Annotated in this window: 26 protein-coding genes and 1 pseudogene; 8 read left to right on the top strand and 19 right to left on the bottom strand. The window is 53.1% G+C overall.

Features of this window, described 5'->3' with window-relative positions:
• Positions 1–153: 153 nt before the first annotated feature.
• Positions 154–648 (top strand): CBS domain-containing protein, encoded by a 495-nt coding sequence (locus tag ACSZO4_RS14740; protein ID WP_437889803.1) that lies wholly within the window; start codon positions 154–156, stop codon positions 646–648.
• 205 nt (positions 649–853) lie between these two features.
• On the top strand, positions 854–1,585 hold the full coding sequence (artJ, locus tag ACSZO4_RS14745) for an arginine ABC transporter substrate-binding protein ArtJ (protein ID WP_437889804.1): 732 nt from the start codon (positions 854–856) through the stop codon (positions 1,583–1,585).
• Between the two features lie 41 nt (positions 1,586–1,626).
• Here artJ and ACSZO4_RS14750 read toward each other — a convergent pair whose 3' ends face one another.
• The 11 genes from ACSZO4_RS14750 to nfsA form a co-directional block, all read right to left on the bottom strand.
• On the bottom strand, positions 1,627–3,108 hold the full coding sequence (locus tag ACSZO4_RS14750; protein ID WP_437889805.1) for an ATP-binding protein: 1,482 nt from the start codon (positions 3,106–3,108) through the stop codon (positions 1,627–1,629).
• Entirely contained in the window at positions 3,105–3,824 is a 720-nt protein-coding gene (locus ACSZO4_RS14755; protein WP_437889806.1) for a response regulator, read from the bottom strand. Before ACSZO4_RS14755 ends, ACSZO4_RS14750 begins: the two co-directional genes overlap by 4 nt.
• Positions 3,825–3,909: 85 nt before the next feature.
• Entirely contained in the window at positions 3,910–5,043 is a 1,134-nt protein-coding gene (gene rlmC / locus ACSZO4_RS14760) for a 23S rRNA (uracil(747)-C(5))-methyltransferase RlmC (protein ID WP_437889807.1), read from the bottom strand.
• A 41-nt stretch (positions 5,044–5,084) separates the two neighbouring features.
• Positions 5,085–5,558 carry a YbjO family protein gene (locus tag ACSZO4_RS14765; protein ID WP_437889808.1) on the bottom strand — a complete coding sequence of 158 codons (474 nt, stop codon included), beginning with the start codon at positions 5,556–5,558 and terminating at the stop codon, positions 5,085–5,087.
• Between the two features lie 74 nt (positions 5,559–5,632).
• Entirely contained in the window at positions 5,633–6,478 is an 846-nt protein-coding gene (gene potI / locus ACSZO4_RS14770; protein ID WP_437889809.1) for a putrescine ABC transporter permease PotI, read from the bottom strand.
• Positions 6,475–7,428: a putrescine ABC transporter permease PotH gene (gene potH, locus ACSZO4_RS14775; protein WP_437889810.1), complete on the bottom strand. Its 954-nt coding sequence runs from the start codon at positions 7,426–7,428 to the stop codon at positions 6,475–6,477. Before potH ends, potI begins: the two co-directional genes overlap by 4 nt.
• A gap of 9 nt (positions 7,429–7,437) precedes the next feature.
• Complete coding sequence (potG, locus tag ACSZO4_RS14780) at positions 7,438–8,571, bottom strand: putrescine ABC transporter ATP-binding subunit PotG (protein WP_437889811.1); 1,134 nt, start codon at positions 8,569–8,571, stop codon at positions 7,438–7,440.
• Positions 8,572–8,712: 141 nt separating this feature from the next.
• Positions 8,713–9,822, bottom strand: a complete 1,110-nt coding sequence (gene potF / locus ACSZO4_RS14785; RefSeq protein ID WP_437889812.1) for a spermidine/putrescine ABC transporter substrate-binding protein PotF — start codon at positions 9,820–9,822, stop codon at positions 8,713–8,715.
• Positions 9,823–10,170: 348 nt separating this feature from the next.
• Complete coding sequence (locus ACSZO4_RS14790; protein WP_437889813.1) at positions 10,171–10,650, bottom strand: YbjN domain-containing protein; 480 nt, start codon at positions 10,648–10,650, stop codon at positions 10,171–10,173.
• A gap of 89 nt (positions 10,651–10,739) precedes the next feature.
• Positions 10,740–11,651, bottom strand: a complete 912-nt coding sequence (rimK, locus tag ACSZO4_RS14795) for a 30S ribosomal protein S6--L-glutamate ligase (protein ID WP_437889814.1) — start codon at positions 11,649–11,651, stop codon at positions 10,740–10,742.
• Positions 11,652–11,724: 73 nt separating this feature from the next.
• A complete protein-coding gene (nfsA, locus tag ACSZO4_RS14800) occupies positions 11,725–12,447 on the bottom strand; it encodes a nitroreductase NfsA (protein ID WP_437889815.1) in 723 nt (240 codons plus the stop codon).
• 173 nt (positions 12,448–12,620) lie between these two features.
• Here nfsA and ACSZO4_RS14805 point away from each other — a divergent pair, with 173 nt between their 5' ends.
• Positions 12,621–12,884: a GrxA family glutaredoxin gene (locus ACSZO4_RS14805; protein WP_437889816.1), complete on the top strand. Its 264-nt coding sequence runs from the start codon at positions 12,621–12,623 to the stop codon at positions 12,882–12,884.
• A 26-nt stretch (positions 12,885–12,910) separates the two neighbouring features.
• On the opposite strand, the gene ybjM is transcribed toward ACSZO4_RS14805, so the two are convergent.
• Positions 12,911–13,279: an inner membrane protein YbjM gene (gene ybjM / locus ACSZO4_RS14810; protein ID WP_437889817.1), complete on the bottom strand. Its 369-nt coding sequence runs from the start codon at positions 13,277–13,279 to the stop codon at positions 12,911–12,913.
• Positions 13,280–13,564: 285 nt separating this feature from the next.
• On the opposite strand from ybjM, the gene ACSZO4_RS14815 reads away from it, so the two are divergent.
• Both ACSZO4_RS14815 and ACSZO4_RS14820 read left to right on the top strand, forming a co-directional pair.
• Positions 13,565–15,250, top strand: a complete 1,686-nt coding sequence (locus ACSZO4_RS14815) for an aspartate:alanine antiporter (RefSeq protein ID WP_437889818.1) — start codon at positions 13,565–13,567, stop codon at positions 15,248–15,250.
• A 255-nt stretch (positions 15,251–15,505) separates the two neighbouring features.
• Positions 15,506–15,925 carry a hypothetical protein gene (locus tag ACSZO4_RS14820; protein ID WP_437889819.1) on the top strand — a complete coding sequence of 140 codons (420 nt, stop codon included), beginning with the start codon at positions 15,506–15,508 and terminating at the stop codon, positions 15,923–15,925.
• Between the two features lie 230 nt (positions 15,926–16,155).
• Here ACSZO4_RS14820 and ACSZO4_RS14825 read toward each other — a convergent pair whose 3' ends face one another.
• Both ACSZO4_RS14825 and ACSZO4_RS14830 read right to left on the bottom strand, forming a co-directional pair.
• A complete protein-coding gene (locus tag ACSZO4_RS14825) occupies positions 16,156–16,791 on the bottom strand; it encodes a hypothetical protein (RefSeq protein WP_437889820.1) in 636 nt (211 codons plus the stop codon).
• 419 nt (positions 16,792–17,210) lie between these two features.
• Positions 17,211–17,667 (bottom strand): annotated as a pseudogene (locus tag ACSZO4_RS14830) (hypothetical protein); the annotation flags it as partial.
• A 220-nt stretch (positions 17,668–17,887) separates the two neighbouring features.
• Here ACSZO4_RS14830 and ACSZO4_RS14835 point away from each other — a divergent pair.
• Positions 17,888–18,157: a hypothetical protein gene (locus ACSZO4_RS14835; protein WP_437889821.1), complete on the top strand. Its 270-nt coding sequence runs from the start codon at positions 17,888–17,890 to the stop codon at positions 18,155–18,157.
• Between the two features lie 182 nt (positions 18,158–18,339).
• Here the strand turns inward: ACSZO4_RS14835 and ACSZO4_RS14840 are convergent, their stop codons facing one another.
• The 4 genes from ACSZO4_RS14840 to ACSZO4_RS14855 all read right to left on the bottom strand — a co-directional run bounded on the left by ACSZO4_RS14840 (position 18,340) and on the right by ACSZO4_RS14855 (position 23,241).
• A complete protein-coding gene (locus ACSZO4_RS14840) occupies positions 18,340–19,539 on the bottom strand; it encodes an SGNH/GDSL hydrolase family protein (protein ID WP_437889822.1) in 1,200 nt (399 codons plus the stop codon).
• On the bottom strand, positions 19,529–20,629 hold the full coding sequence (locus ACSZO4_RS14845; protein WP_437889823.1) for an SGNH/GDSL hydrolase family protein: 1,101 nt from the start codon (positions 20,627–20,629) through the stop codon (positions 19,529–19,531). The genes ACSZO4_RS14840 and ACSZO4_RS14845 overlap by 11 nt, the downstream gene beginning before the upstream one ends.
• Positions 20,616–22,019 carry an MBOAT family O-acyltransferase gene (locus ACSZO4_RS14850; protein ID WP_437889824.1) on the bottom strand — a complete coding sequence of 468 codons (1,404 nt, stop codon included), beginning with the start codon at positions 22,017–22,019 and terminating at the stop codon, positions 20,616–20,618. The genes ACSZO4_RS14845 and ACSZO4_RS14850 overlap by 14 nt, the downstream gene beginning before the upstream one ends.
• 679 nt (positions 22,020–22,698) lie before the next feature.
• Positions 22,699–23,241 carry a TetR/AcrR family transcriptional regulator gene (locus ACSZO4_RS14855; protein ID WP_437889825.1) on the bottom strand — a complete coding sequence of 181 codons (543 nt, stop codon included), beginning with the start codon at positions 23,239–23,241 and terminating at the stop codon, positions 22,699–22,701.
• 80 nt (positions 23,242–23,321) lie between these two features.
• On the opposite strand from ACSZO4_RS14855, the gene ACSZO4_RS14860 reads away from it, so the two are divergent.
• Entirely contained in the window at positions 23,322–24,524 is a 1,203-nt protein-coding gene (locus tag ACSZO4_RS14860; RefSeq protein ID WP_437889826.1) for an MFS transporter, read from the top strand.
• A gap of 46 nt (positions 24,525–24,570) precedes the next feature.
• Here ACSZO4_RS14860 and ACSZO4_RS14865 read toward each other — a convergent pair whose 3' ends face one another.
• The gene (locus tag ACSZO4_RS14865; RefSeq protein WP_437889827.1) at positions 24,571–25,803 is read right to left on the bottom strand and encodes an MFS transporter; all 1,233 of its coding nucleotides are present in this window, start codon (positions 25,801–25,803) and stop codon (positions 24,571–24,573) included.
• A gap of 274 nt (positions 25,804–26,077) precedes the next feature.
• On the opposite strand from ACSZO4_RS14865, the gene ybjG reads away from it, so the two are divergent.
• A complete protein-coding gene (gene ybjG / locus ACSZO4_RS14870; protein ID WP_437889828.1) occupies positions 26,078–26,686 on the top strand; it encodes an undecaprenyl-diphosphate phosphatase in 609 nt (202 codons plus the stop codon).
• The last annotated feature ends 116 nt before the right edge of the window (positions 26,687–26,802 follow it).

Consider the following 26,802-nt stretch of genomic DNA (forward strand, 5'->3'; position numbering starts at 1 on the left):
TCATACAGCTCAGCTAAGGTAAGGCTAATACAGATAAGGACTCCACTGAACCCCACCGATTAAATCGCACCTTCCTTTATTTCCTCTGCTGTTGCAACCGAGTCCTGCCCGCTCAATCTTGCTCCGACAAACAGCACCACCGTTACCCTGGCTTTGGGCGATGCACTGGCCATGGCACTTATGACACTCAGAGATTTTAGCCGGGATAATTTCGCTTTTTTTCACCCCGGCGGTGCGCTGGGCAGGAAGCTCCTGCTTACGGTGAATAAAGTCATGCGCACGGGCGAAAGCGCCTGTCTGATACAGCAGGACTGCATCATCCTCGACGCACTGTTTCTGATGACTCAGCACCGTTCCGGGACCGCCATCGTTGTGAACTCACAGGGTTTGCTGGAAGGGATTCTGACCGACGGTGATATCAGAAGATACGTGATGTACAACAACTTGTTCCTGCAAAACCCGGTCACAAACATCATGACGACCTCTCCTGTGACAGTTTATGAGGACCAGCTTATTGACGATGCTATTCGGATTATGGAACAGCACACGCCGGGGGCAATCGCCGTGCTGCCCGTTCAGGAGCGACACAGCAAAAAAGTCATCGGCTTAATTCACTTGAGTGATTTGCTTAAAAAACGCTTATTCTAGCAGCAAAAATGAGAGTGTAAGTATGATTAATACCGACCATTCTTATTGTCTTATATAGATAAAAAAACATTCTCCACACTCATCGCCCTGCACAAACAAAAAATACTTAAGCAAATATATTGCATACAAATTCATTAACTGGCATTGTTAGCCCCATGCCTCAGACACGGCAACAACAATAAGATTGAACGACAGGAGTTCCACAATGAAAAAACTGATTCTGGCCGCGCTGCTTACCACTTTCGCCGCAGGCGCAACTGCCGCAGACAAGATTAATTTCGGTGTATCCGCCACCTACCCACCGTTTGAGTCCATGGATGCGAGCAACAAAATTGTCGGTTTTGACATCGACCTGGCTAACGCATTGTGCAAACAAATGCAGGCAGACTGTACCTTCACCAACCATGCTTTTGACAGCCTGATCCCGGCCCTGAAATTCAAGAAATATGACGCGGTGATCTCCGGTATGGATATCACACCTGAACGTAGCAAACAGGTCTCCTTTACCGATCCGTACTACGCCAACTCTGCGCTGGTGATCGCCAAAAAAGATGCGTTTAAATCCTTCGACGATCTGAAAGGCAAACGTATCGGGATGGAAAATGGCACCACCCACCAGAAATACCTCCAGGATAAGCACCCGGAAGTAAAAACCGTGGCCTATGACAGCTACCAGAATGCGATTATTGACCTGAAAAATGGCCGTATTGATGGCGTATTTGGTGACACCGCGGTGGTCAATGAGTGGCTAAAAACCAACCCACAACTGGGTAGCGCAACGCCAAAAGTGACAGATCCGCAGTACTTCGGCACCGGCCTTGGCATCGCGGTTCGCCCGGATAACAAAGCCCTGCTGGAAAAACTGAACGCCGCGCTGGCAGCAATCAAAGCTGATGGTACGTATCAGAAAATCAACGACCAGTGGTTCCCGCAGTAAGCTGGATATTGATGTAAAAGAAGCCGCGTAATGCGGCTTTTTTACTTTGGCTGAAACGGCAGCGAGAAGCGGAAACAGGCTCCCGTGCGAGCATCCACCAGCTGAATATCGCCGCCGTGCAGTTGCAGCATCCGGCTGACGATCATCAGCCCCAGCCCACCACGCGCTTCACCGGTGCGGGGTTTCTCCAGCGCTGAAGGACGCTGAAACAAATTTTCCCGCAGCGCCGCCGGCACGCCTTCACCGCTGTCTTCAACGTCCATCACAAGTAGCCCTTCCTGCTTGCGGGCGCGCAGGGTGATATTGCCGCCCTCCGGGGTATGGCGAATCGCATTATCCAGCAAATTGGTCAGTACCCGTTCCATCATCGAAAGATCGGCCCATACCTGCGGCAGATCTATCGGCAGTTGCAGATGCAGGCGGATCGCCCGGGTTTCCACCATCAAATCGAATTTTTGCGCCACATCCTGCACCAGCTCCGCCATAGAAAATGGCTCCGGCTGCGGCTTAATTGCGCCATGTTCCAGCCTTGCCAGCTCAAATAACTGCTGCGAGAGATAGCGGACCTTATTGCCCTGGCGCATCGCGATTTGCAGATAGTGTTTCGACTCTTCAGGCGTCAAATGCCCGGCTTTTACCGACAGGGTTTCCAGGTAACCCAGTAGTGAAGTCAGCGGCGTGCGCAGATCATGGGAAATATTGGCCACAAACTCCCGCCGCTTGCGGTCGTTATCCGCCAGTTGATCCCACTGGCTGTCTATCCTGCGCGACAACCCGATAAAGGCGTTTTGCAGCACCGCGACCTCATTGCCCGCATCCGGCTCCTGGGTCAGAGCAGCCAGCCGTTTGATGGTCACCATGCTCTCCTGCTCAAGGGCGCTCACTTCTTTGGTCAGCAGTTTTACCGGACGGGTGACCCACCACCATGCCATCACGCCTGCCAGCCCCCCCAGCGCCGCCACCAGCAGCAGCGACCAGAGTAGTGCCTGCCACAGCCCTTGCCGCCAGGCGGTTTCGGCCAGCGCATCCAGCGTCTCGCCCTGCAGAATAATATAGAGATAGCCGCGTAGCTGCCCGTCCACGCGAATGGGTGAGACGCTAAAGACTTTTTGTTTGTCAGTACTGCGGGGATCATCACCGTAGACCGGCCAGGCGGCCCCGGCGAGAAAATCCTGCAATGGCGCGATACTGATTCGCTCCCGCTTGATATGCCCTGCTGGTGCCGCGTCAGCCAGCAGCTGACCATCCGGCGAAACCATATAGAGCTCGACGCTGGGGTTGAGGGTCATCAGCCGTTCAAATAACGATGTCAGCGTCCCGCGGTTCACCTGCCCCTGCTTATCGAGTAAAGACTCACTGCTGGCAATGCGCTGGGCCAGCCCGGATGAAAGACGTTGCACCATCGCATCACCGTAGCGGGTGCTGCTGTAAAGCTGGAGGGTACAGGCTGCGGCGGCGCAGAGCAGCAACAGCGCCGAGAATACCAGCGTCAGGCGTTGGCTCAGACTTAAATGCCGCATCATCTCCCCTCGCCCTGGCTTAGGGCAAACTTGTAGCCTTTGCCCCACACCGTGAGGATGATTTCCGGTGCGGCGGCATCCTGTTCAATTTTCAGACGCAGGCGATTAATGTGGGTATTGACGGTATGTTCGTAACCTTCTTGCTGATAGCCCCACACCCCGGCTAATAAATCGAGTCGGGAAAAGACTTCGCCCGGATGGCGGGCAAACCAGTAGAGCAGGTCAAACTCACGCGGCGTCAGATCCACCAGCTCCCCGCGCAGACGCACTTCACGCGCCAAAGGATCGATAGTGAGGGAATGGCAGGCAATATTGCCCATATCCAGGCGGATATCCCGCCCCATTGCCTGCTGGCGACGAAACAGCGCTTTCACCCGCGCCACCAGCTCAAGCACCGAGAAGGGTTTCGCCAGATAATCATCGGCCCCCATTTCAAGGCCGAGAATACGCTCCGTTTCGCTACTCCTGGCACTGATGATGATAACCGGCAGATAGCGCGTCATCTGGCGGATACGACGGCAGATTTCCAGTCCGTCGACGTTGGGCAACATCAGGTCAAGGATAACGGCATCCCAGTCAGTGTTTTCCAGCTGCAGAAGCGCCTTCGCACCATCATCCTCATGGACAATCAGAAAGCCTTCATCCCGCAGGTTGAGCTGCAACAGCTCAGCAATATCTCTGTCGTCTTCGACCAGCAGTATTTTCTTCGCGCTATCCATTCTCAGTTCCGGTCAGGGTTTATTAACCAGATTAGCGAATAACGGGGGCGGAAGTTATCACAAATAATTTATCTTTTGCGTTGTCTCAGCGCGGACAGCGCTCCAGCAGGGTCAGTACTTCGTAATGAGCGGTATGGGGGAACATATCAAAGAGCTGAACGCGGGCAATGCGGTAGCCCGGCAATTGTCGGAAATCCTTCGCCATCGTCTGCGCATTACAGCTGGAGTAGACAATAAACGGCGGCGCCATCTGGCTCAGATAGTCGCATAGGGCTTTACCAATGCCGCGGCGCGGGGGATTGACCAGCACCAGATCCGGGATTTCGCCCTGATCGGTAGCAAATGCAGTGGAGTCAAGCGCCTGAAAATGCAGACGGGTTAAACCCAGCTCAGCAGCCGACTGGCTGGCGCTGGCAATGGCCTCCGGGGCAATTTCAATCCCCGTCAGTCTCATCTGCGGCGTGGCGCAATGCAGGCCAAAACCGCCCACGCCACAAAAAAGATCCCACATATGCGCGACCGGCAGCGCCCTTACCCAGTCCCGGGCCGTCGCATACAGGTCGCTGGCAACCTTAGGGTTGGTCTGGAAAAAGCTTTGCGGGCGGATCCACAAAGGCACCTGGTTAAAACGTTCCGCCAGCGCCTGCTGTTCGGTCAGGAAAATTTCCGTCTCCCCCTCCATAATCGCCATATGTACTGGCTGAATATTGGCAGAGATAACCTTCAGCTGCGGCACCTGCGCCTGCAGCCAGGGTAAGGCGGTACGCAACTGGGCAAGTTTGGCTTCGGAGCGCAGAACAAAGCGCAGCATCATTTCACCCGTGTGCTGGCTCTCCGTCAGCAGCAGATACTTCAGCTCGCCACGTTTGCGCTCCACGTTGTAGGGCGTTAATCCGGCACGGGCGATAAAGGGATTGAGGGCGCTAAACACCGGCGCAAAAGAGGGAGGATAGAGCGGGCAGCCGGTCAAATCTTCCGGCGTGCCATCGCGATGGAGCATCCCCAGCAGCGGTTTCTCAACGCTGCCGCTGACCACCATTTTTGCCTTGTTGCGAAACCCCGCTTCCGGGCCACTGACAGGCGCGCACCACTCGGCCACCGGCAATCCCTCCAGCAAGCTGCGAAGATCGCTCATTTTGGCGGTCAATTGCTCTGAGACCGGTAGTTCAATCCACTGGCATGAACGACAGCGTCCGGTGTCATAAAGTGCGCACTGCATAATAAAGCCTTCTGTTTTGCGGGGGCAGGATTGTACCACCGTTATTGCAGTCGGAAAAACCGTCGGCTGATCGCAGGAACAAAGAGTAAAAACAGCGCCAGCAGATCGGGCAATTTTTGCATCATCAGCGCCCGAAAGATCTCACGCTTCGACTCACCGGCAATGCTGAACAACTCCGGGTAGCCGTAGCCCAGCGATGCCGCCCACATATATCCGCCCGAGATAATCTGGGCGGCGAGATAGAGCCAGCGCGCCCAGTTTCTGCCTTTGACCAGCGAAAATGCGCACATTATCTGGATAAACACCAGCACCAGACTGCCAAAGAAAATCAGGGTCAGGGCCCAGGTTTGCGCACTGCGCTGCACAAAATCCACCAGCCCCTGCGGACCGAGCGTCAAAAAGAGCATCAGAAAATCGACACAGCGGATGGTGATAATGGCGATGGCCGCGACCTGGACTAACGCCGGAACATTCGGGCGGGCATGGGTGTGGCGTGCTTTAGTAAAGAATCCCAATCGGTAGTATCCCTGTGAAAAGATGCCGCGACTGGCGCGGCATCTGCGACACAACAGCTAAGATTCTAGAGGCATTAGCCTCGTCTTGCACGCTGGATATCTCTGATACGTTGCTTTTCCGCACGGGCCATCAGATACCAGGCGATTAAACCCACAATCCCCACCACACCGAGGATCAAGGACGCCAGGGCGTTGATTTCCGGGTTAACCCCCATACGCACGCTGGAGAAGACCAGCATCGGCAGCGTGGTTGCCCCAGGGCCTGAGACAAAGCTGGCGATCACCAGATCGTCCAGCGAAAGGGTAAACGCCAGCAGCCAGCCGGAAATAATCGCTGGCATCAGCATCGGCACGGTGATGATGAAAAACACCTTCAGCGGCGTTGCCCCCAGATCCATCGCCGCCTCTTCAATGGAGCGGTCCAGCTCGCGCAGGCGCGACGAGATGACCACTGCCACATAGGCCGTACAGAACGTCACATGGGCCAGCCAGATGGTGAGCATACCGCGATCGGCAGGCCAGCCAATGGCATGCGCCAGAGCAACAAACAGCAGCAGCAGGGAGAGCCCGGTGATGACATCCGGCATAACCAGTGGGGCGGTTATCATAAAAGCAAAACCGTTTGAGCCGCGAAAGCGTCCAAAGCGCACCATCACCACGGCGGCGATCGTTCCGAGGATCACCGCCATGGTTGCCGCGCAGGCAGCAATCGTCAGGCTTAAGCCCACGGCGCTCATCATCGCATCATCACGGAACAGCTCGCCGTACCAGCGCGTTGACCAGCCCGCCCAGACAGTAACCAGCCTGGAGCTGTTAAACGAATAAATGACCAGCATCAGCATTGGGGCATACAGGAAGGTAAACCCGAGTACCAGAATCAGGATACGCCACGGAGAGCGCACGACCGGCAAATTGTTCATGCGTTATCTCCCATCTGTTTTTGCTGATGTTTATGGAACCACATAATAGGCGCAATCAGCAGCAGCAACATGATGATGGCAACCGCCGACGCCACCGGCCAGTCACGGTTATTAAAGAACTCCTGCCACAGTACGCGACCGATCATAATGCTGTCCGGCCCGCCAAGCAGTTCAGGGATCACAAACTCGCCCACCGCCGGGATAAAGACCAGCATTGAACCGGCGATAATGCCGCCTTTGGTCAGGGGCACGATCACGCTGAAAAACGTCTTCAACGGACGCGCGCCCAAATCGAGGGAGGCCTCAACCAGCGAGTAATCAATACGCGTCAGCGCGGTATAAATCGGCAACACCATAAAGGGCAGATAGGCATACACGATACCGATATAGACCGCCAGGTTGGTGTGCAGAATAGCCAGCGGCTCGTCGATAATCCCGGTCCAGATCAGGAAGTTATTCAGCACGCCATTGCTTTTCAAAATGCCCATCCAGGCATACACACGGATCAGGAACGAAGTCCATGACGGCAGAATAACCAGCAATAACAGGATATTGCGCGTCGAGGGCTTACTGTGCGCCACCGCCCATGCCAGCGGATATCCCAGCAGAAGGCAGCAAATCGTTGAGACCCCGGCAACCTGCAAAGACTGAAGATAGGCTTCAAAATAGAGCGGATCGTCGGTCAGTTGCAGGAAGTTATTGATGTTAAGCGAAATGGTCAGTTGGTTATCGGCCCACTCTACCAGGTCGGTATAAGGAGGGATCGCACGGGCCATTTCCGCAAGACTGATTTTGAAGACAATCAGAAACGGCAGCAAAAACAGCAGGATCAGCCATACATAGGGCAGCGCAATAACCAGCTTGCGCCCATGTTTCATCTGCAAACGTGCCAGCCACAAGGTAAAACCGCCGGGCTGTTCCACGCGGGATGGGGGTTCAAGTGTACTCATTACCGCTCCTTAAACCGTCAGGACCACACAGCTGTCCGCTTCCCAACACAGGCGCACTTCGTCACCCCAGGTCGGCATGCCTTTACGATAGCGATAAGCGTTCTGCAATTGAGCACTTAGCATCTGCCCGCTTTGCAGACGGACATGATAGATAGACAGGTCACCCAGATAAGCGATATGCACCACCTCACCCACCGCAAAGTTAAAGCCATCGGCAGGCGGATCTTCACACAGCATGATTTTTTCCGGACGCAGCGCCACATAGACCGGCACGTTATCCACCACCGACGCATCGACATCCACTTTCAGCGGATGCACAAGCCCCGGAGAATCAATCACCAGACCATCATCCTGGCGCTCTTTCAGCAGACCTTCAAAGATGTTAACCGAACCAATAAATTCGGCGCTGTAGCGGGTCGTCGGGTGTTCGTAAATTTCTTCCGGCTCGCCAATCTGGACGAATTTTCCACGGTTCATAATGGCAATACGCCCGGCCATGGTCATCGCCTCTTCCTGGTCGTGGGTCACCATCACGCAGGTCACCCCCACGCGCTCCAGGATATCCACCACTTCCAGTTGCATACGGTCACGCAGCTTTTTGTCCAGCGCGCCCATCGGCTCATCGAGCAGCAACAGTTTTGGCCGTTTTGCCAGGCTACGGGCCAATGCCACACGCTGACGCTGGCCGCCGGATAGCTGGTGCGGCTTACGCTTCGCATACTCCTGCATATGCACCAGGCTGAGCATTTCAGCCACGCGAGCGGTAATTTCAGCTTTCGGTAACTTGTCCTGCTTGAGGCCAAAGGCAATATTCTGCTCAACGGTCATATGGGGGAAAAGCGCATACGACTGGAACATCATATTGATTGGACGCAGATACGGCGGCACATGGGTCATATCAACGCCATCGAGCATAATTTGCCCGGTGGTCAGTTGCTCAAAACCTGCCAGCATACGCAGCAGCGTCGACTTGCCGCAGCCAGATGGCCCCAGCAGTGCGAAAATTTCGCCTTTATAAATTGTCAGACTGACATCATCAACGGCGTGCTGACCATCGAACGACTTGGTCAGATTGCGGATTTCCAGCAGGGGCGTTAAATCCTTACGGGTTTTCGCCTGTGGGCGGGGGATAGCGTCATTCACTCAGGTGCTCTCCGGCAAAAAAACCTCAACCAGTATCAATCGGTTGATTACAAATGACTGGACAGAGGTCGGTGACCTCTGTCCATTTTTGGGGCAACTGCACCGCCCTGGTGCAATACAATCACTGTTCAGGTGATTGATTTATTTGCCGCTTTTTACTTTTGTCCACGCACGGGTTCTGGCGCGGTCAATTTTAGGATCCTGCACTTTCAGGGTGAACAGTTTGGCGAACACATCCGCAGGCGGATAAATAGCCGGGTTGTTACGCACTTCAGCGCTGATAAGCGGAATGGAAGCCTTGTTGCCGTTAGCATAGAAAACATGGTCGCTGACGTGGGCAATAACATCCGGACGCATCAGATAATTGAGGAACTGATAGGCTTCGTCTTTGTTTTTCGCGTCAGTCGGCATCGCGAAGACGTCGAAGAACGCCAGTGCGCCCTCTTTCGGAATGATGTAGTTAACATTCACGCCGTTTTTCGCTTCTTTCGCGCGGTTAGCCGCCTGCCATACGTCGCCCGCCCAGCCAATCGCCACACAGATATCGCCATTGGCAAGATCGTTGATGTACTGCGAGGAGTGGAAGTAGCGAATATTCGGACGCAGTTTCAGCAACAGATCGGTAGCGGCAACGGAGTAATCGTCCGCTTTGCTGCTGTTAGGATCTTTGCCGAGGTAGTTCAGCACCGTGGCGAAAATCTCTTCCGGGGCATCGAGGAAGGAGACGCCGCAGCTTTTCAGTTTTTCGAGGTTTTCCGGTTTCAGCACCAGATCCCAGCTGTCGACGGGGACATCACCGAGCGCGGCTTTGACTTTATCGACGTTGTAGCCAATACCCGTGGTGGCCCACAGATAAGGCACGGCGTATTTGTTATCCGGATCGTGTTTGGCGACCATTTTCAGGACGTCCGGATCCATGTTTTTCCAGTTCGGCAGCTTGCTCTTATCCAGCGGCTGGAAGACACCGGCGGTCAGCTGACGTTCGAGGAAGCTTGCAGAAGGCACCACCAAATCAAAACCGGTACTGCCGGCCATCAGTTTGCCTTCCAGCACTTCATTAGAGTCAAACACGTCGTAAACGACTTTAATGCCGGTCTCTTTCTCAAAATTGGCCACCGTATCCGGCGCAATATAGTCAGACCAGTTGTAAACATGCAGCGTCTTTTGCTCTGCGGCGAGCGTGCTGGCAGAGACGGCCATCAATGCACCCGCAACAAGACCTGATAACCATTTTTTGCTCAAGGCGGTCATATCTCATTCCTTCTGGAAAGTCCGTTACCATACGAAGTAAGTGTACGCATTTTAAGATATGCAAGATTCATGCATATTTTGTCAGTCTGCACTGGCCGAAGATGAAAATTCTTTCGGTCGACGCTGCATGCTATTGAAAGCACCGCAAGAATAACTGTAGCCAGGGTTCGAGGCTATAGGGCAGATTAAAAAACGCCTTTTATCAATTTTTTATGCAGATTCTGTCTATGTGATAAGCCGAAGTGGCAGGAATGGCGGTGAAAAACGCTGGAGATAAAGGTGAAATGCAGAATAAAAATATTAGTTATGCAGCCGCACTGGCAGCGACTGCGCCTTAATTAGCGGGCCTTAGTGAAGAAAATTGCGTGATTCCTCACCAGCGGATGACTCTTCCTCTTCAGGGACATACAGCAGCTGATGCGCGCGAGCTTCAAGGATCACCATGGAAATTTGCTCTTCGCTTTGCTGCATAAACCAGGCGAACTGTTCAATCGTCACCCCGGCATTAACGGATAAAGTCTGGCAAACGACCAGTTTTGGTAGATTATCATCCTGAATATCGATAAATGCTTTCACCGTCAAAGAGCTGGCATTGATGGCCGAAAGATCGGCGGCCAGCGCCAGCAGCGCAGAGGGTTTAACTTCAGCCATCGCGGTAAAGAGCACGACATCGTTGATAAGGTCGATTTTGGCGTCAAACACGCCGTCGAAATTCTGCATATGCGGCAGGTGCAACGCCTGGCAGGTATCACATTCAAAGAAACTAATACCCACTTCGTCGAGCCATTGACGTAGGGTGTCCAGACCAGGGACGACAAGTGAATCCATAGCGCGAAACGACCTCTGACTAAGAAAAATAATGCCCTAGCTTACGCAAAAAACCGTGCGTGTACCATTGCGCAGACCGAGATAATCGGCTAACCGCCGGTTTTGAGGCAAAAACCCGGGGTCGCGTGACGTTCAATCCAGGCGATCATTTTGCCCGCAATATCGATACCCGTTGTTTTTTCAATCCCTTCCAGCCCAGGCGAGGCGTTGACTTCCATCACCAGCGGCCCGCGATGCGCGCGATGCGCGCGCAAAATATCCACCCCAGCCACGTCCAGTCCAAGGGTTTTCACCGCCGCCAGCGCCAGTTCACGCTCGCGCGGGGTAATCGTCGCCACAGTGGCCACGCCGCCACGGTGCAAATTAGAGCGGAAATCGCCTTCTTTCGCCTGGCGTTCGATGGCGGCCACCACTTCGTCGCCAACCACCAGACAACGAATATCCCGCCCCTTCGCTTCTTCGATATATTCCTGCACCAGAATATGGGCATTGAGGCCACGAAAAGCATCGATAACGCTCTCTGCCGCCTGACGCGTTTCTGCCAGCACCACCCCAATGCCCTGAGTCCCTTCCACCAGCTTAACCACCAGCGGCGCGCCGCCGACCATGGCGATAAGATCGCTTGTGTCATCAGGAGAGTGGGCAATACCGGTCACCGGCAGCGCAATACCCTGACGCGCCAGCAACTGAAGCGAGCGCAGTTTGTCCCGTGCACGGGTGATAGCTACAGATTCATTGAGCGGATAGCTGCCGAGCATCTCGAACTGACGCAACGCGGCGGTACCGTAATAGGTTATGGCAGAACCGATACGCGGAATAACCGCGTCAAAATGAGGAAGCTGACGGCCTTTGTAATGCACTGCCGACGCCGCAGGATCGATACTCATATAGCAGGAGAGCGGGTCCAGTATTTCAACCTGATGACCACGCGAACTGGCGGCTTCCCGCAGGCGTTTGCACGAGTAGAGCGTTCCGTCCCGGGACAATATGGCGATCTTCATCCTGCACCTCTCTGATTTTGGCCTTGCAAAACCCGCGTATCATACACGCAGCAAGGTGCAGGATGCATGGGAATTAACGCACCGCCCATCCCTGTTTATGCAAATAATCGAGAATAAAGGGGCGATTCTCTTTAATGATGGTGCGACGGATATGGTCGCTCCAGGTGTCACGGCGATTATTACTCCCGCGCGACAGATAATAGGCGGCTAATTCTTCGTCGTACTGCGCCAGTACCTGCGCATCCACTGGCTGATAGCTATTTTCATGCACCACCAGCGAAGCAGGCAGACGCGGTTTCACATCCGGGTTATCCGCCGGCCAGCCAAGACACAGCCCAAACAGCGGCAATACGTGTTTTGGCAGAGCCAGTAACGTTGTGACCGCCTCAATGTTATTGCGCAGTCCACCGATATAGACGCCGCCTAATCCCAGCGACTCCGCGGCAGTCAGGGCATTTTGCGCCATCATTGCGGTATCAACCACGCCCAACAGCAGTTGTTCAGCAAGTCCCAGTTGCGCCTCGGGGCAAATCTGTAAATGGCGATTAAAATCGGCGCAGAACACCCAAAACTCTGCCGCCTGCCCCACATGTTGTTGCCCGCCGGTCAGCGTGACCAGCTGTTCGCGCAGCGCGGGATCGGTAATACGAATAATGGAGCTGCACTGTAAAAAACTGGAGCTGGAGGTGGACTGCGCCCCGGCGATAATGGCTGCGCGTTGCTCAGCGTTAATGGGCTCAGCGGTGAAATGGCGAATGGAGCGGTGATGGCGCAGCAGTTCAATTGTTGGCGTCATGGCTGTTTTCCTGAAAGAAGCAAAGCCTCAATTATAGGGGAAGTCTGCCAGGTTAATTATCCGGAACTTGCGCTGAAAGGCCACGGGAATCAACACAACAGGCATAAACTGTTTTGCCCCAGAGCCGTGAGGGTTCATCATAGCCACAGTCACCCTCGGGTTAAGGAGAAATTATGTACGTGGTTATTTTTGGCCGCGCAGGCTGCCCGCAATGCGCACGGGTCAAAGAAGTCGCCGAGAGGCTGAGTAAAAAACAGCAGGCCTTTGAATGGCGCTATGTGGATATCCACGCCGATGGCGTCAGCCGTGCCGCATTAGAAGAAGCCGCGGGGAAACCTATCGACACCGTGCCGCAAATCTTTGTTGATCAAAAACACATTGGCAGTGCGACGGAATTTGATAAATACGTCCGCAAACATTTTGGCTGGTTTGCCTGATGCCGCTCGCTGCCGCGCGGCAGAAACTAGCGCAGCCGCCCGGAGATAATGCGGCTTACCAGCAGATAGCACAGCGCCCCGAGCGAGCATAGAAACAGCCCGCTGAAAAGCCAGGCCAGCTCCTGCCAGAACGAGCGCACTGGCGTGAAAAAGAGTTGCATCAGCACGAAACAGAGCGGTGCTGCAAGGATCGCCCCAAACAGCGACGACATCACATTGTGTCGGCGCGCAAACATCCCCGCCACGACGCCCGGCAGGATAAACAAAAGCAGCCCCAGTTCAGGATGCCCTGACGCCCGCAATGCGCCATCCATATTTGTCGCCAGCGACAGGCAAACAGCAATAAAAAGTATAAAGCAGCAAAGAATGCCCGCTAAACTTCGCTTATACCTCACACCATCCTCCTGGTTTTTTTTCTCTATCGAACGCTTTATTCGTTCATAAGAACGCCCGGTCAGATAAAGCTGCCCGCAATCCTTGCTAAATAGCCACTGGCCTGTGTGAACAGACGATTCTCACTAGCCGTTGCAATTCAATACGATTAAACTAGCGGCCAGTTATTGTTTTGCTGAAAATACGCTGTCTTTTTTGTACATTTCAGATGCGCGTTAATAGCCAAAACAGTAGCCCAAATAACCATTTCTTTCAATAGCTTACAAGTAAAAAAGAAGTTAGCCTCCGTGAATATAAACGTCGCAGATTTGTTAAACGGGAATTACATACTGTTATTATTTGTCGTCCTGGCACTCGGGCTCTGTCTGGGTAAATTACGCCTGGGATCTGTACAACTCGGTAATTCCATTGGCGTTTTAGTCGTTTCGTTATTATTAGGTCAGCAACATTTCAGCATAAACACCGATGCCCTGAACCTGGGCTTTATGCTGTTTATTTTTTGTGTCGGCGTGGAAGCAGGACCTAACTTTTTTTCCATTTTTTTCCGTGATGGCAAAAATTACCTGATGCTGGCGCTGGTATTAGTCGGCAGCGCACTGCTGATTGCCCTTGGACTGGGTAAAGTCTTCGGCTGGGATATTGGCCTGACGGCGGGTATGCTGGCCGGATCAATGACCTCGACCCCGGTACTGGTTGGCGCAGGAGACACGCTGCGTCATTCGGGGATGGACAGCAGTCAGCTCTCGGTGGCCCTTGACCACCTTAGCCTTGGCTATGCCCTGACCTATCTGATTGGCCTGGTGAGCCTGATTGTCGCCGCACGTTATATGCCGAAGCTGCAACATCAGGATCTGCAGACCAGCGCCCAGCAAATCGCCCGCGAGCGTGGCCTCGACACCGATACCAACCGCAAAGTCTATCTGCCGGTTATCCGCGCCTACCGCGTGGGGCCGGAACTGGTCGCCTGGGCGGATGGCAAAAACCTGCGTGAACTGGGAATTTACCGCCAGACCGGGTGTTACATCGAACGTATCCGTCGTAACGGTATTCTGGCAAACCCGGACGGTGATGCCGTATTGCAGGTGGGGGATGAGATCTCACTGGTGGGCTACCCGGACGCGCACGCCCGCCTCGATCCCAGCTTCCGTAACGGCAAAGAAGTGTTCGACCGTGACCTGCTCGATATGCGTATCGTCACTGAAGAGATAGTGGTGAAAAACCACAACGTGGTTAACCGCCGCCTGGCACAGCTGAAGCTGACCGACCACGGCTGCTTCCTCAACCGCGTGATCCGCAGCCAGATTGAGATGCCGATAGACGACAATATCGTGCTCAATAAAGGTGACGTCCTGCAGGTCAGCGGCGAAGCAAAGCGCGTGAAGACCATTGCCGATCGCATTGGCTTTATCTCCATTCACAGCCAGGTGACCGACCTGCTGGCCTTCTGCGCCTTCTTTATTGTCGGCCTGATGATCGGCATGATCACCTTCCAGTTCAGCTCGTTCAGTTTTGGGATTGGTAACGCGGCAGGCCTGCTGTTTGCCGGGATCATGCTCGGCTTCCTGCGTGCTAACCACCCGACCTTCGGCTATATCCCGCAGGGTGCGCTCAATATGGTGAAAGAGTTCGGCCTGATGGTGTTTATGGCAGGCGTGGGCCTGAGCGCGGGCAGCGGCATTGGCAACGGACTGGGGGAAGTTGGCGGCCAGATGCTGGTTGCGGGCCTGATTGTGAGCCTGGTCCCGGTGATGATCTGTTTCCTGTTTGGCGCCTGGGTGCTGAAGATGAACCGCGCGCTGCTGTTTGGCGCCCTGATGGGAGCCCGTACCTGTGCGCCTGCGATGGAGATTATTAGCGACACTTCGCGCAGTAACATTCCGGCGCTGGGATACGCAGGTACCTATGCGATTGCCAACGTGCTGCTGACGCTGGCGGGGACGCTGATCATCATGATCTGGCCGATACTCGGATAAGTCTCAAGCTGAAATTATTTTAAACAGACAGAGAACTTTTCTTTTTAGCGTCAGTCATAACTATTGCCACTGCTTTTCTTTGATGTCCCCAATTTGTGGAGCCCATCAACCCCGCCATTTTGGTTCAAGGTTGATGGGTTTTTTGTTGCCTGCTATATTACCACCTTGAAAACAATAACTTACAACCACCCAGCCAAGCCATTGGCGACAAAGTGGCGACAGCTTTTTGTGCTGTTTACCTAAGGGAAAATTATTGTGTCATCTCAAAAACAATCCAGGTACTCTTCAATAGCTTTCTACGTACCGGAAGAGATTAAACAATTTTTTATTGATGGGTGCTCAAGAGTTGGTCTCGAAGCAAAAAGAGTTCAGTGCTTTTCGACAAGTACGAGCATTAAAGATTATCTGAGTATAATTTTTGAACGCGGACAAAAATACGCCCCTCAGGTGTTAAAGGTTTTGAACATGTTACAAAGAAAAGCCAGTATAAGGATCGAGGTTGCCGCAAACAGAAAGATTATTAACTTAAGCGGTGTCTCCACAGAAGATGCTCTTAAGCTAATCCAAGCTGCCGATGCTATCAAACTAACAGATATCGAATCTGTAGGAATTTCGGACGCGGGTTCAACTCCCGCCAGTCAACCAAATAAAACAAGGGGTTACGTGAAAGCGTAGCCCCTTTTTCTTTGTCCATGCCCACTTTGCGTCCACCCACGATTGAGAATGGACATGCTCAACGCTAATCCCTCATCCGGGCAACCCAATATGTAATCACATAACCGGCAATCAGCGCCCCCACCATCCCGGCAATCTTAAGCCATCCGCTTTCAAACCAGTAAAGTGAACCTATTGCAAAAAGCACTGATAGAAACGTAATGGTTCCTTCAAGTGCGTGTGAGGTCATTTTAACCAGAAATGATTTTACAGAGTTCATCCTCTACCCCCTTGCAAGTTAAAGGATGCCCCTTAATAAACATGAGGTATGGTTCCATCTCTTTTTCAATTAAAAAATAAATCATATCGAGGTTTTCGCGCTGAACGGCCATATAAACAATCGGGTACTCCTCCCTCATCCTGCGGGATGCCCTGGCCGCTTCTTCGATCAAGCCCTGAATCATAATAACGTTGAGACTGGCAGAGGACGCGAACCTGATAAAATGCTGGTATGCCTTTTCGACAATCACCTTACGAATGATGATCGCAGCAGCCGTTTGAGCAATCGCTATCTGTCCGCCCACTTTTCCGGCTACTGCACCACCGCCATAAAGCAACTTATTATTAATGGCCTCTTTTCCCTTAGCGCCCAGCTTTTGATAAAAATCATTAATAATTATAGTGATAAGCCTTCTTAGGGGCGTTTCAGGATTCCCCATCCCCTTTATCATTCTGAAAAAGCGTTCGTTCTCTTCTTCGTTGCGGTATTTATCCTTGCGATTGCCAATCCCTGCACCTTCCCATGTTCTGACCACGCCCAGACCAAATCCCTTGGGCAAGCTGGATAAGCTATCGGCAATACCATTAGCTACCTGCGAAATATCCATACAATCCCTATGAGTTAACAAGTTACAGAGCAAAGAATAATCAACAGATAATTGATTTTCCAGTTAGCATTTTTCAGTTTCCCCAGATTAGGACATTGCCTTATAAACCGCACCAGCTCTGGCTATCATGTATTTCTCTGACGGCAGGTTTCCGACCTTTTTGATCGTTACGAACTCACGTAAAATTAAAAATATCCTTTTATATCTATGAGTTACAATTCTCACTTGATCCTTTCTTGATCCTTAAAACTGAAAAATACTGAAATTCTTTTCAATCTTTTCAGTTGGCGAACTCGCGCAAGCCGCCAGCACTGGCGCGCCCTGGCGGTCTGGTTTGTAGAAAAATAAAACAGAAAAATTTACCCGATCCAAAAACCGCAGACGGGTGCGGTGTAGCGCCGTTTTTGTCTGCGGCGTCTTTATTTTGTTGGGGTGAGGCTGCGCCAGCGGCCATTGCGTAATCGCCCGTTGTGACCTGCTGAATAACACCCGCTGTCAGCGGTCACCGTGCGGGACATCGAGGTTTCACTAATGGCCTGATCCGTCTGCCTCTCCCAGTCTCCGGCCTGTTTGACGCGCTGCGATACACCCTCACGCTAGTGTTGCAGCTGTTCACCCGGCTTTACGTCCGGCAGGCTCGTCCCTTCGGCCATCGTCTGACGCACAAACGGCTTATCCGGGTGCCCACCTGTAAACCCGATTTCAACCAGCGTTCCGTCTGGCGGAAACTGAAACATGCCTGAATCATTTCCAGCCATAGGAACCGGTAGCGCACGGCGGAATAAATCGGGGTTGTTTTGTCGGGATTACCGTCCGCGTCCAACAGCTGCACGTCCACGGCATAGTGGGGGGATCGGCAAAATTACCACTTGATACGCCGCTCAAGGATTTGTGTTCGACGGGGTGTGGTCATGTGCTCTATAGAAACCGCTGCAGCAGTTAGCACATAAAGTTGCATGCTTTGAGGGACTGCATTGTTATCCGGCACGGATGCTAATTGGTTAATCTTCGTTACGAATATTCTGGAGCAAGTGAGGTGCACCTATACAAGTGGAAGGGTATCCTGTTTCTTTCTTACTTCACGAGATTCCCGGCTATGAAGGACCTGCTACAGCAAGGACTTGAACTTCGTTCAAAGGCAAAAGAATTAGCGATTTCAGCCCTTCAAAAACATCCAGACGGAAACAAAAATGGTAAGGGCGTAAAACAAGCCGAAGTGTTTCGCCATTGTGGTCTGGATTGGGGCGATTATCCAAAAGCACTCAGTACACAGCAACAGTACTGGGTAGTTGCCCTGCTACGCGAACTAGAAGCTGATGGCATAATTGAGCAAGTGGAAGATAAAGTCCCTTGGCGATTAAAGTAATATCTTTCGATAACAGTGGCGGCAGCGGTTGTCATTGCCCCGTAATCGCCACTCCTTACCACTAACCTAACTTATTGATTATCAGGTAAGTCATTGTTTTCGCCAACCCATTTACATAAATGGTTTTTTTGTTTTTAGAGACATCTCACCTTCAGTCGCTGAAGGCTTTCAGAGCCCGCAGACTAGCGGGCATTCACGGCACTCATCAGATCCTGCCACAGCGCATTGGCTGTCGCCTGGTAGCCTTCAGCAGTCAGGTGAATAAGGTCCGGGCGGGCTTTGCCCTGGCTTGCCAGACGTTCAATACTGCAACTGCCGCCCATCCAGGCGTACCAGTCCCAAAAGAGCGTATGTTCGTTTTGCGCAACCTGCTTCTGGATACGAATAATCGACTGCAGCACGGGGGATTCCCGCTGACTGCAATCGGCGCCTTTTTTATTCATCACGCTGCTGCCAGGACCAACCAGCAGGATAGCCGCTGAAGGCTGCATCTGACGTATGGTTCTGATCTGTCGGGTCAGGTTTTGCTGATACTCCGCCAGATCAATATCCGTGTTAAAGGCTTCGTTGGTGCCGTAGGCGAGGATCACCAGATCCGGTGCCAGCTTATTCAGTACTGCGCCCCAGTTATCCTGCCATTTGTCGAGAATAGAGATCTGCGCGCCATTGGTGCCCAGCGCGCTGACAATAACCCCATGGGGCTGTAACGATGTCAGCCATAGCCCGGCAAGCTGCGTCCCGCTGCCGCCCGCAAGTGACAGGGAAAATGAAGAAGGAACCTGCGCCGGTTCGGACAGCGCCCAGCGTCCCTGGGTATCCCCGAGCGCCAGCGGCTGTTGCTGGAGTTGCAGAGTCGTTGCGCCCTGGGAGCGATACAGCACCTGAGCCTGAATTTGCGCCTCGCCATCGCGGGCATTAACCTGAATATCGCTGCTCCCGGCAAGCGGCGTGGCAATATTGCCGCCTAAGGTAAAGCCGGGGTTGCTCAGCCGACGACTGTTCTCCAGCTTCCAGTTTTTTGTTTTGCTAAAACCTACGTTGTTATAGCGATTTCCGGGGACGGCCATCGGGCTGACAAAGCCAATACCGCCATTGCCGTATTTTTCCTGAAATGCCTGCCGAAGCTGGCCGGAAAGAAAATCAGCGGCGGTATGCGAATCCCCCAAAACCAGAATATGTGTACGCCGGGTGTTGCTGTTGCGCAGTTTTTCAGCTAACACAGCCAGCCCCGGATCGCCATTATCCGTCCATAACCCGTGTGATTCCTGAGGCGGCACGGAGGCTTTTTTTACCCGATCCGTCGTATCTGTACAGGAGATGAGCGTCAACGCAGAAATCAGCAGAATGACGGTGGTGGAAAATAGCAGACGTTTATTTTTCATGAAGCTCCTCACTTGCCGGTGGTACAAAGTGAATTTGCTCAACAATCTTGCTGGCAATGAGCTGAGCACCGGCCGGGGTATAGTGTATACCGTCGCCGGCTCTGACGCTCTTAAGCTTGCCATTAATCATCGCGGAAGGCGCATAGAGGTCTGCCTGATAGCCAAACAGCGTGTTGACGCTGATAACCACCCCGCCGACCTGTTTCACTTCCGATTCATACAGCGTATTGAGAATTGCCATTCCCTTGTTTAACTTGACCTTCTGCATATTTGGCGGCAATACCCAAATCACCGGGATATTGTACTGCTTACCCAGCTCAAGGATTTGGCGGATACGACTGCGGTATTCGTCATTCCAGGGTTCACTACCAAATCTGAGGTAGGTGCTGCTGTTTTTGACCGGCATATCCCAGGGATCGTTCGGCCCGAGGAACACGGCAATAAGACCGATGTCTGCATTACCCGCCAGCGCCTTTTTAACGGTAGTTGGCCAGTCAAAGAAGCCAGGATAAGCAAGGCCGGTACTGCGTTTACTCAGGTCGATGCCGGAGGCCTGGTAATCATCATGCAGCATTTTAAGCACTCTGGGGGCCACACCTTCCATCATGGAATCGCCAACCATCAGCACCTTGCGCCCCGAAGGCAGGAGCGCTTTGCCCTCTTCATCATATAAATGACTGGCCACCTCGAATCCGCTCTTTGCCTGCGGCTCGTAGATAAAAGATGGCCGACGGGTGGAGATCCATTTGCTCAGTTGCTGTTCGTTAACGGGCGTATCCGTCGCCACATCAGCGGAAACCAACAGATCCGCCGGGGTAACAAGAGTGGCAGAGGTGGGCATCTGCGCGCTGCCGGTGAGTTGTGCGATAAAAGCCCCTTTTGCCACCTCCGCCGCAGACATGATTTTTGCGCCGGTCAACCAGACCGGGGAAGCAACGGAGGCCCAGGGACTTTCCCGGTGAAAATGCAGCGCCCAGTACTGATTCAACGACTGCTGATTAAGCCATATCAGGCCCAGCATACTGGTAAAAATGATCAATGAAGATTTGAGCGTCTTGTTGATAATGTCAGCGTAATCAGAAATTTGCATAAATGAATCCAGGCACCCCTGACGGAGCAAAGAAAAAGGCCACCGCCAGCACGGGGATAATAACCAGTGGGATCGCATACCATTTGATGTTCAGCAGGAACGTCGCCAGCTGATTACGCAATTCAACAATCCATGGGTAGCAGATAAAGAGTACGGTAAACATGGCGATTATCGTTAAATCTTCCATGGTGACAGAAGCGAGATCGCCCTGAACCATATTCAGAATGAGACTGCACGCATCCTGAAGATTTCCGGCACGGAAAAATATCCACGCAAAGCAGACAAAATGAAAGGTGATGAGACGCGCCAGCAGATCCGGCAGGACTATTTTTTGCAGCGCGGGCGAGCGTTTTTCCCACAGATTGTAGATAACCAGCCCCGCACCGTGCAGCGCGCCCCAGATGAGGAAATTAAACCCTGCGCCATGCCAGACGCCGGAAATAATCATCGCCAGCATCAGATTGATTTGGGTACGCGAAAAAGAGCCCCGGCTACCGCCTAACGGAATATAGATATATCTGAGGATGAAACTGGACAGGCTCATATGCCAGTTTCGCCAGAACAGCTTAAGGTTTGCGGCCTGATAAGGATGCGAGAAGTTGCGTGCGATACGGAAGCCAAGCAGCAACGCCAGCCCGGTGACTAAATCGCTATAGCCGGAGAAGTTAAAATAGATATTCCACGCCCAGCCATAAATGGCAATCAGGGTTCTGGCGGCGGTTTGCCCTTCCGGCAGTTCGAATACGCCCGTGACAAAGCTGTCATTGAGCCATGAACTGAGCAAAAAGAGCTTCACCAGCGCCAGCGCAATCAACAGCAGCGCCCGTTTAAACTCCAGGATCCCTGGTCTTTTGGCGCTAATTTGCGGCACCAGCTCACTGGCATTATTCACCGGCCCGGCAATCAATGTTGGGATAAAATTGACGTATAAGAATGTACTGAGGACATCAGGCCTTTTCAGCTTCCCATCAATGACACTCATCACCAGGCTTATAGAGTTAAACAGATAAAATGACATCCCCAGCGGCAGCAGCATCGTCATTACGGGTAATGAGAGATGAATACCGAGCGCTTCAAGGTTAAATTGCAGCCACTCATTGATGGAGGCGTAATATTTAAATACGGCAAAAAATATAACCACCAGAACAGACAGCGCCAGCACCGCAGTTTTTTTTCTGTTTGATTTATCGGCGAAACAAACCAGTCCCCAGACCAGCAGGCTCCAGGATAACAGGACCACCAGCGCGTTTATTCCGCTCAACCAGACAAAAAAGTATCCCGCCAGCAACAGCATCACGTTTTGCAGCTTAAACCAGGGGGCAAGCAGCCAGTAAACAATGAAAAAAATCCAAAAACTCAGTAAAAACTCAATGGAAAACAGCGTAGCCATAGATATTAATCCCAAAAAATCCCTTCAGGTGTGGCAGTAACAGTCGAGCCAGAAACGCAATTCCAGGTCTGTTTATGATGTTGTGCGGCGTAATCGCTAGCGAGGATGACTCCTCTGGGGGCAGCATATCGGTGTGGCAAACGTCGTCCTGAGTACGCAGGCCAACGAGGAATGGGCGCGAAGAGATGTCGGCATAGCAGAAAGTGTTATGAACAGAGAGGTGGCGATAATACGGGCGAGAAAAAAGATATTCTGTGAAGCTAACCAATTGTTCAACAGAATGCGTCATTCTTATCATTTTGGTCGTGCACTATTAAAAGGTTAGCAAGAGGCAATTCTGATTGCGCGCAAAATATTAATCGGCGAAATCCTAATTGCAAAGCTACTATTTTTAATGGTTTTGTCAACAGCCGGTGTATCCCGGAGGCGGCAGGCCTGGCCATTATTGATACATCGATGTAAACAGCGCTCAAAGAGCAAGCTATTTAGATGATGCATTTGCGTTAAGTTAAAATAATGTGGCAATTAACAACACCACTACAGAGACAATTATCTGCCATAATTAAGACCCTGCGGTGGTTATTATTAATCTTTTCTTAAATCGTTACGATGACCTTTCCCTGTTGAATAATAAATAAACTATGCCTCCAGCAACAGGAACGCCTGCATATTCAGGCCCTCACTCGCCAGCAATTCGCCCGACCATCGCCCGCAAATCTTCGCGGCTTAGCGGCTCTCTGTCCGTGACAAAGTGCAACGTCATCCCTTCGATAAAGGCATCCAGAGCGCGGGCGGTGACCGGATCGAACCACTGCTCCAGCGTGGTCTGACTGGTGCGCATCCAGTTTTGCATGACGCTCTTAAAGGTCGGCTTTTTACTCATAAAGGCATACAGCTGGTACATCAGTTCCATATTGTGCGGCGTGGTGACCTGGGCGCTGAAAATCAGGTCAGTCACCGCGTCGCAGGCATCGGAAAGGCTCTGTACCTCATCGAAAAAGGCGCGGTACTGCACCGACATCTGCTGAGTAAAGCGGGTAAAGGCTTCATCAAGCAGCGCATCGATACCGGAGAAGTAATAGGTCATTGAGCCGAGCGGCACATCGGCGCAACTGGCGATTTTACGGTGGGTCACAGCCTGGATCCCATGCTCCGCAATGGTTTCAAGCGTCGCATCAATGATTCTTTCGCGCCGCTGCGGGTCGTTGGGTCGTCTGCTCATAAATCCTCTCAATCAGTTATGTACAAATGTACACACTCTTGCTAGTGTTGTCCTCACTTTTCATTGCAGGATGCGACGTAATGGCAGTCATCTCTCCGCGTAAGGCCCTGAAACACCGGCTCTGGGCACTGTTTACCTTCTTCTTTATCCCGGGTTTACTGATGGCCTCCTGGGCTACCCGCACTCCGGCAATCCGCGACATCTTATCCGTTTCCACAGCGGAAATGGGGGTCGTACTGTTTGGGCTGTCGGTGGGATCAATGAGCGGGATCCTCTCTTCAGGATGGCTGGTTAAACGCTTCGGTACCCGCAAAATCATCCGCGCCAGTATGGCAATCGCCGTTGCGGGAATGATTATTCTGAGCCAGGCGCTGTGGCTGGCTTCGCCGCTGCTGTTTGCTGTCGGGCTGGCCTTCTTTGGCGGCAGTATGGGTGCCGGTGAAGTGGCAATTAATATCGAAGGCGCGGTGGTCGAGCGGGAGATGAATAAAACCGTCCTGCCGATGATGCACGGCTTTTACAGTCTTGGCACCCTTGTCGGGGCCGGGATTGGCATGAGCCTGACCGCCTTTGGCACACCGGCGACCCTGCACATTCTGCTGGCGGCCATCGTCGCCATTGTGCCGATTGTCATCGCGATTTCAGCGATCCCCGAAGGTACGGGCAAAGACACGCCGGAAGACAAAGCGCGTAATAAAGAGGGGCTGCCCTTCTGGCGGGACACCCAGTTGCTGTTGATTGGCGTGGTGGTGCTGGCGATGGCCTTTGCCGAAGGCTCCGCCAACGACTGGCTGCCGCTGCTGATGGTGGACGGGCACGGATTCAACCCCACTTCCGGCTCGCTGATTTACGCTGGCTTTACGCTGGGGATGACCATCGGGCGCTTTACTGGCGGCTGGTTTATCGATCGCTACAGCCGTGTGACGGTGGTCCGGGCCAGCGCCTTGATGGGCGCTATTGGCATCGGACTGATTATTTTTGTTGACAGCGGCTGGGTTGCCGGGGTGTCGGTTATTCTCTGGGGACTGGGTGCCTCGCTGGGCTTCCCGCTGACCATCTCTGCCGCCAGCGATACCGGGCCGGATACTCCGACCCGGGTCAGCGTGGTTGCTACCACCGGCTATCTGGCCTTCCTTGTAGGGCCGCCGCTGCTCGGTTTCCTGGGGGAACACTACGGATTGCGCAGCGCCATGCTGGTGGTGCTTGGCCTGGTGCTGATCGCCGCCCTGGTGGCCAGAGCCGTGGCCAAACCGGCAACGCCGTTGCAGTCAGCCACTGAATAACGATCGCGCGCGTGTGGCATAGCCAGGTGCCACACTCGCAACACACTTACCCTTCGCGCGAATTGCCCACGCTTTTATCGCGCAGGAAAATCACCATTAACCCCAGCCACAGCAGGCCATTGAGCAGGTTAAACAGGCTGAACAGGCCGTTACCGCCGCCCAGCCAGGCATGTTTACTGACCTCTATCCCAACGGTGAAGATCAGCATCTGCAACATTCCCATAGCTGCCGAGACGGCACCTTTGCTCACTTCGCTGGCGAATAAGGTCAGACGCACCAGTCCGGCATTCGCCAGCCCAATACCAAAGGCATAAATACTCAGGCCTGCCGTCATCCACAAATAAGCGTGGGACGATGCCACCGTCGCAATCGCCGCCACAATCAGCCCGGCCACAATGGGCCAGCCGCCGAGGATAATCAACGAACGAACGGTACGCCGGGAGGTCAGCTTCGCCAGCACCAGGTTACCGGCAATCAGCGCGCCAAAGATCGGCACCTGCAACAAACCGTACTCATAGCTGCTCAGTTGCTCACCGCTAATAATGATGATGGGCGACTGGGCAATCCATGCCAGCAACGGCAGGCTCACAAAGCCAGTTGCCAGCGCCCCGGCCACAAAGCGCAGATTCTTTAAAACCAGCGCATAGTCGTGCCACAGCGCTTTGATGGAGAGCGGTTCGCCAAGGCGGGTGGCGGTCTCAGGCATCGCCCGTTGCAGGCCAAAGAAGGCAATAGCGGCCAGGACGGCAAAGAGGACAAACATCCCTTCCCAGGGCGCAGCATGCACCCAGGCGGCACCCACCAGCGGGCCAAGCAACGGCGCAATCAGCGCCACGTTCGCCATCAGGGCGGTAATCTTTATACAGACCGCCTCTTCAAAAGACTCCTGTATTGCCGCATAGCCCACCGCGCCAATAAAGCACAGGCTGATCCCTTGCAGGAAGCGCAGGAAGGTGAACTGCTCAATGTTCTGCGCCAGCAGTGTGGCAAGACAGGTCACAATAAACCACACCACCCCCGCAAGCATTACCGGACGGCGGCCAATACGGTCCGACAGCGGCCCTAAAAGCCACTGTAAAAACATCCCTCCCGCCAGATATGCGGTCATCGAGGTAGGAACCCATTCAATGCCCGCCTGATATTGTTCCACCACCGCCAGCATACCTGGCTGGATCATATCGTTGGCGATATAGGTGGAGAACTCGTACAGAACCAGACAGAAGGGGAATAACAGCGCCTGGCGACCCAGACGTTTGCCAGAAATAGAATGATTTTGCATGCAATCTCTTTAACGTAAAAAATCGCGCAGAGTGTAATCAAAGCCTCCGCATCCTGACAGCAAATTATGTCGGGGATGGCGCAGAAAGCATTTTTTTACTGCTTAAGGTTCTCTTAAGCGTCACGGCGTAATGTTGCTGGAAAATGAATTTTCTGACGTAAAAATTCTTAAACCCGACGTCAGGAACGTAAAAGCACTTTACCCTGCGTAATCATGCTTTTAATGTTAGCCCTTCCTTGAACTTACTGCCCGTGTGCTAAGCGTTGTCAACGATATGTTAGAGAGTCTGAATTACACGCTGTTCTGGTGGATTAACGCCACCCCTAACTCACCCGTCTGGCTTATCAGCGCCGCGCGGTTTATCGCCAACGACGTGATAGCCATCGTCCCGCTGCTTGCCGCCGGTCTCTGGTTATGGGGGCCGCGCCACCAGGTAAACGCTCAGCGACAGCTGGTAATTAAAGTCACCATGGCGATGGCCATCAGTCTGAGCCTCTCTCTGTTACTGGGCCACCTGTTTCCGCATAATCGCCCCTTTGTTGACCACGTTGGCTATAACTTCCTCGCCCATTCTGCGGATTATTCGTTCCCGAGCGATCACGGGACGGCCATTTTTACCTTTGCCGTGGCCTTTATTGCCTGGCACCGGGCCTGGTCCGGCGCCGTGCTGATGGTTATCGCGCTGGCGATTGCCTGGTCGCGGGTCTACGTCGGCGTCCACTGGCCGCTGGATATGCTGGGTGGACTGATGGTGGCCCTGTGCGGCTGCCTGAGCGCGCAAATATTGTGGAACTGTTTTGGCCACGCCCTGCAGCGCACGTTGCAGCACCTCTATCGCCTCTGTTTTGCATTCCCTATTCGCCGGGGCTGGGTACGTGACTAAGCCCAGCGGCACAGGTAAGATGAATGCCCCGCTCTATGCGTAATGCCGATCAGTTAAGGATCGGTTGACCGATCCTTAATCTGCGGCACTATAACGGCTTCCACAACAGGGAGCCG

This window comes from Phytobacter sp. V91, from assembly GCF_965644225.1.
Taxonomy (GTDB): domain Bacteria; phylum Pseudomonadota; class Gammaproteobacteria; order Enterobacterales; family Enterobacteriaceae; genus CBFFRJ01.

Bases quoted from the DNA above. Each gene is read 5' to 3' on its own strand.
- artJ (WP_437889804.1), top strand. From the start codon at position 854: ATGAAAAAACTGATTCTGGCCGCGCTGCTTACCACTTTCGCCGCAGGC.
- ACSZO4_RS14750 (WP_437889805.1), bottom strand. From the start codon at position 3,108: ATGATGCGGCATTTAAGTCTGAGCCAACGCCTGACGCTGGTATTCTCG.
- ACSZO4_RS14755 (WP_437889806.1), bottom strand. From the start codon at position 3,824: ATGGATAGCGCGAAGAAAATACTGCTGGTCGAAGACGACAGAGATATT.
- rlmC (WP_437889807.1), bottom strand. From the start codon at position 5,043: ATGCAGTGCGCACTTTATGACACCGGACGCTGTCGTTCATGCCAGTGG.
- potI (WP_437889809.1), bottom strand. From the start codon at position 6,478: ATGAACAATTTGCCGGTCGTGCGCTCTCCGTGGCGTATCCTGATTCTG.
- potH (WP_437889810.1), bottom strand. From the start codon at position 7,428: ATGAGTACACTTGAACCCCCATCCCGCGTGGAACAGCCCGGCGGTTTT.
- potF (WP_437889812.1), bottom strand. From the start codon at position 9,822: ATGACCGCCTTGAGCAAAAAATGGTTATCAGGTCTTGTTGCGGGTGCA.
- ACSZO4_RS14790 (WP_437889813.1), bottom strand. From the start codon at position 10,650: ATGGATTCACTTGTCGTCCCTGGTCTGGACACCCTACGTCAATGGCTC.
- rimK (WP_437889814.1), bottom strand. From the start codon at position 11,651: ATGAAGATCGCCATATTGTCCCGGGACGGAACGCTCTACTCGTGCAAA.
- nfsA (WP_437889815.1), bottom strand. From the start codon at position 12,447: ATGACGCCAACAATTGAACTGCTGCGCCATCACCGCTCCATTCGCCAT.
- ACSZO4_RS14805 (WP_437889816.1), top strand. From the start codon at position 12,621: ATGTACGTGGTTATTTTTGGCCGCGCAGGCTGCCCGCAATGCGCACGG.
- ACSZO4_RS14825 (WP_437889820.1), bottom strand. From the start codon at position 16,791: ATGGATATTTCGCAGGTAGCTAATGGTATTGCCGATAGCTTATCCAGC.
- ACSZO4_RS14835 (WP_437889821.1), top strand. From the start codon at position 17,888: ATGAAGGACCTGCTACAGCAAGGACTTGAACTTCGTTCAAAGGCAAAA.
- ACSZO4_RS14840 (WP_437889822.1), bottom strand. From the start codon at position 19,539: ATGAAAAATAAACGTCTGCTATTTTCCACCACCGTCATTCTGCTGATT.
- ACSZO4_RS14845 (WP_437889823.1), bottom strand. From the start codon at position 20,629: ATGCAAATTTCTGATTACGCTGACATTATCAACAAGACGCTCAAATCT.
- ACSZO4_RS14850 (WP_437889824.1), bottom strand. From the start codon at position 22,019: ATGGCTACGCTGTTTTCCATTGAGTTTTTACTGAGTTTTTGGATTTTT.
- ACSZO4_RS14855 (WP_437889825.1), bottom strand. From the start codon at position 23,241: ATGAGCAGACGACCCAACGACCCGCAGCGGCGCGAAAGAATCATTGAT.
- ACSZO4_RS14860 (WP_437889826.1), top strand. From the start codon at position 23,322: ATGGCAGTCATCTCTCCGCGTAAGGCCCTGAAACACCGGCTCTGGGCA.
- ACSZO4_RS14865 (WP_437889827.1), bottom strand. From the start codon at position 25,803: ATGCAAAATCATTCTATTTCTGGCAAACGTCTGGGTCGCCAGGCGCTG.
- ybjG (WP_437889828.1), top strand. From the start codon at position 26,078: ATGTTAGAGAGTCTGAATTACACGCTGTTCTGGTGGATTAACGCCACC.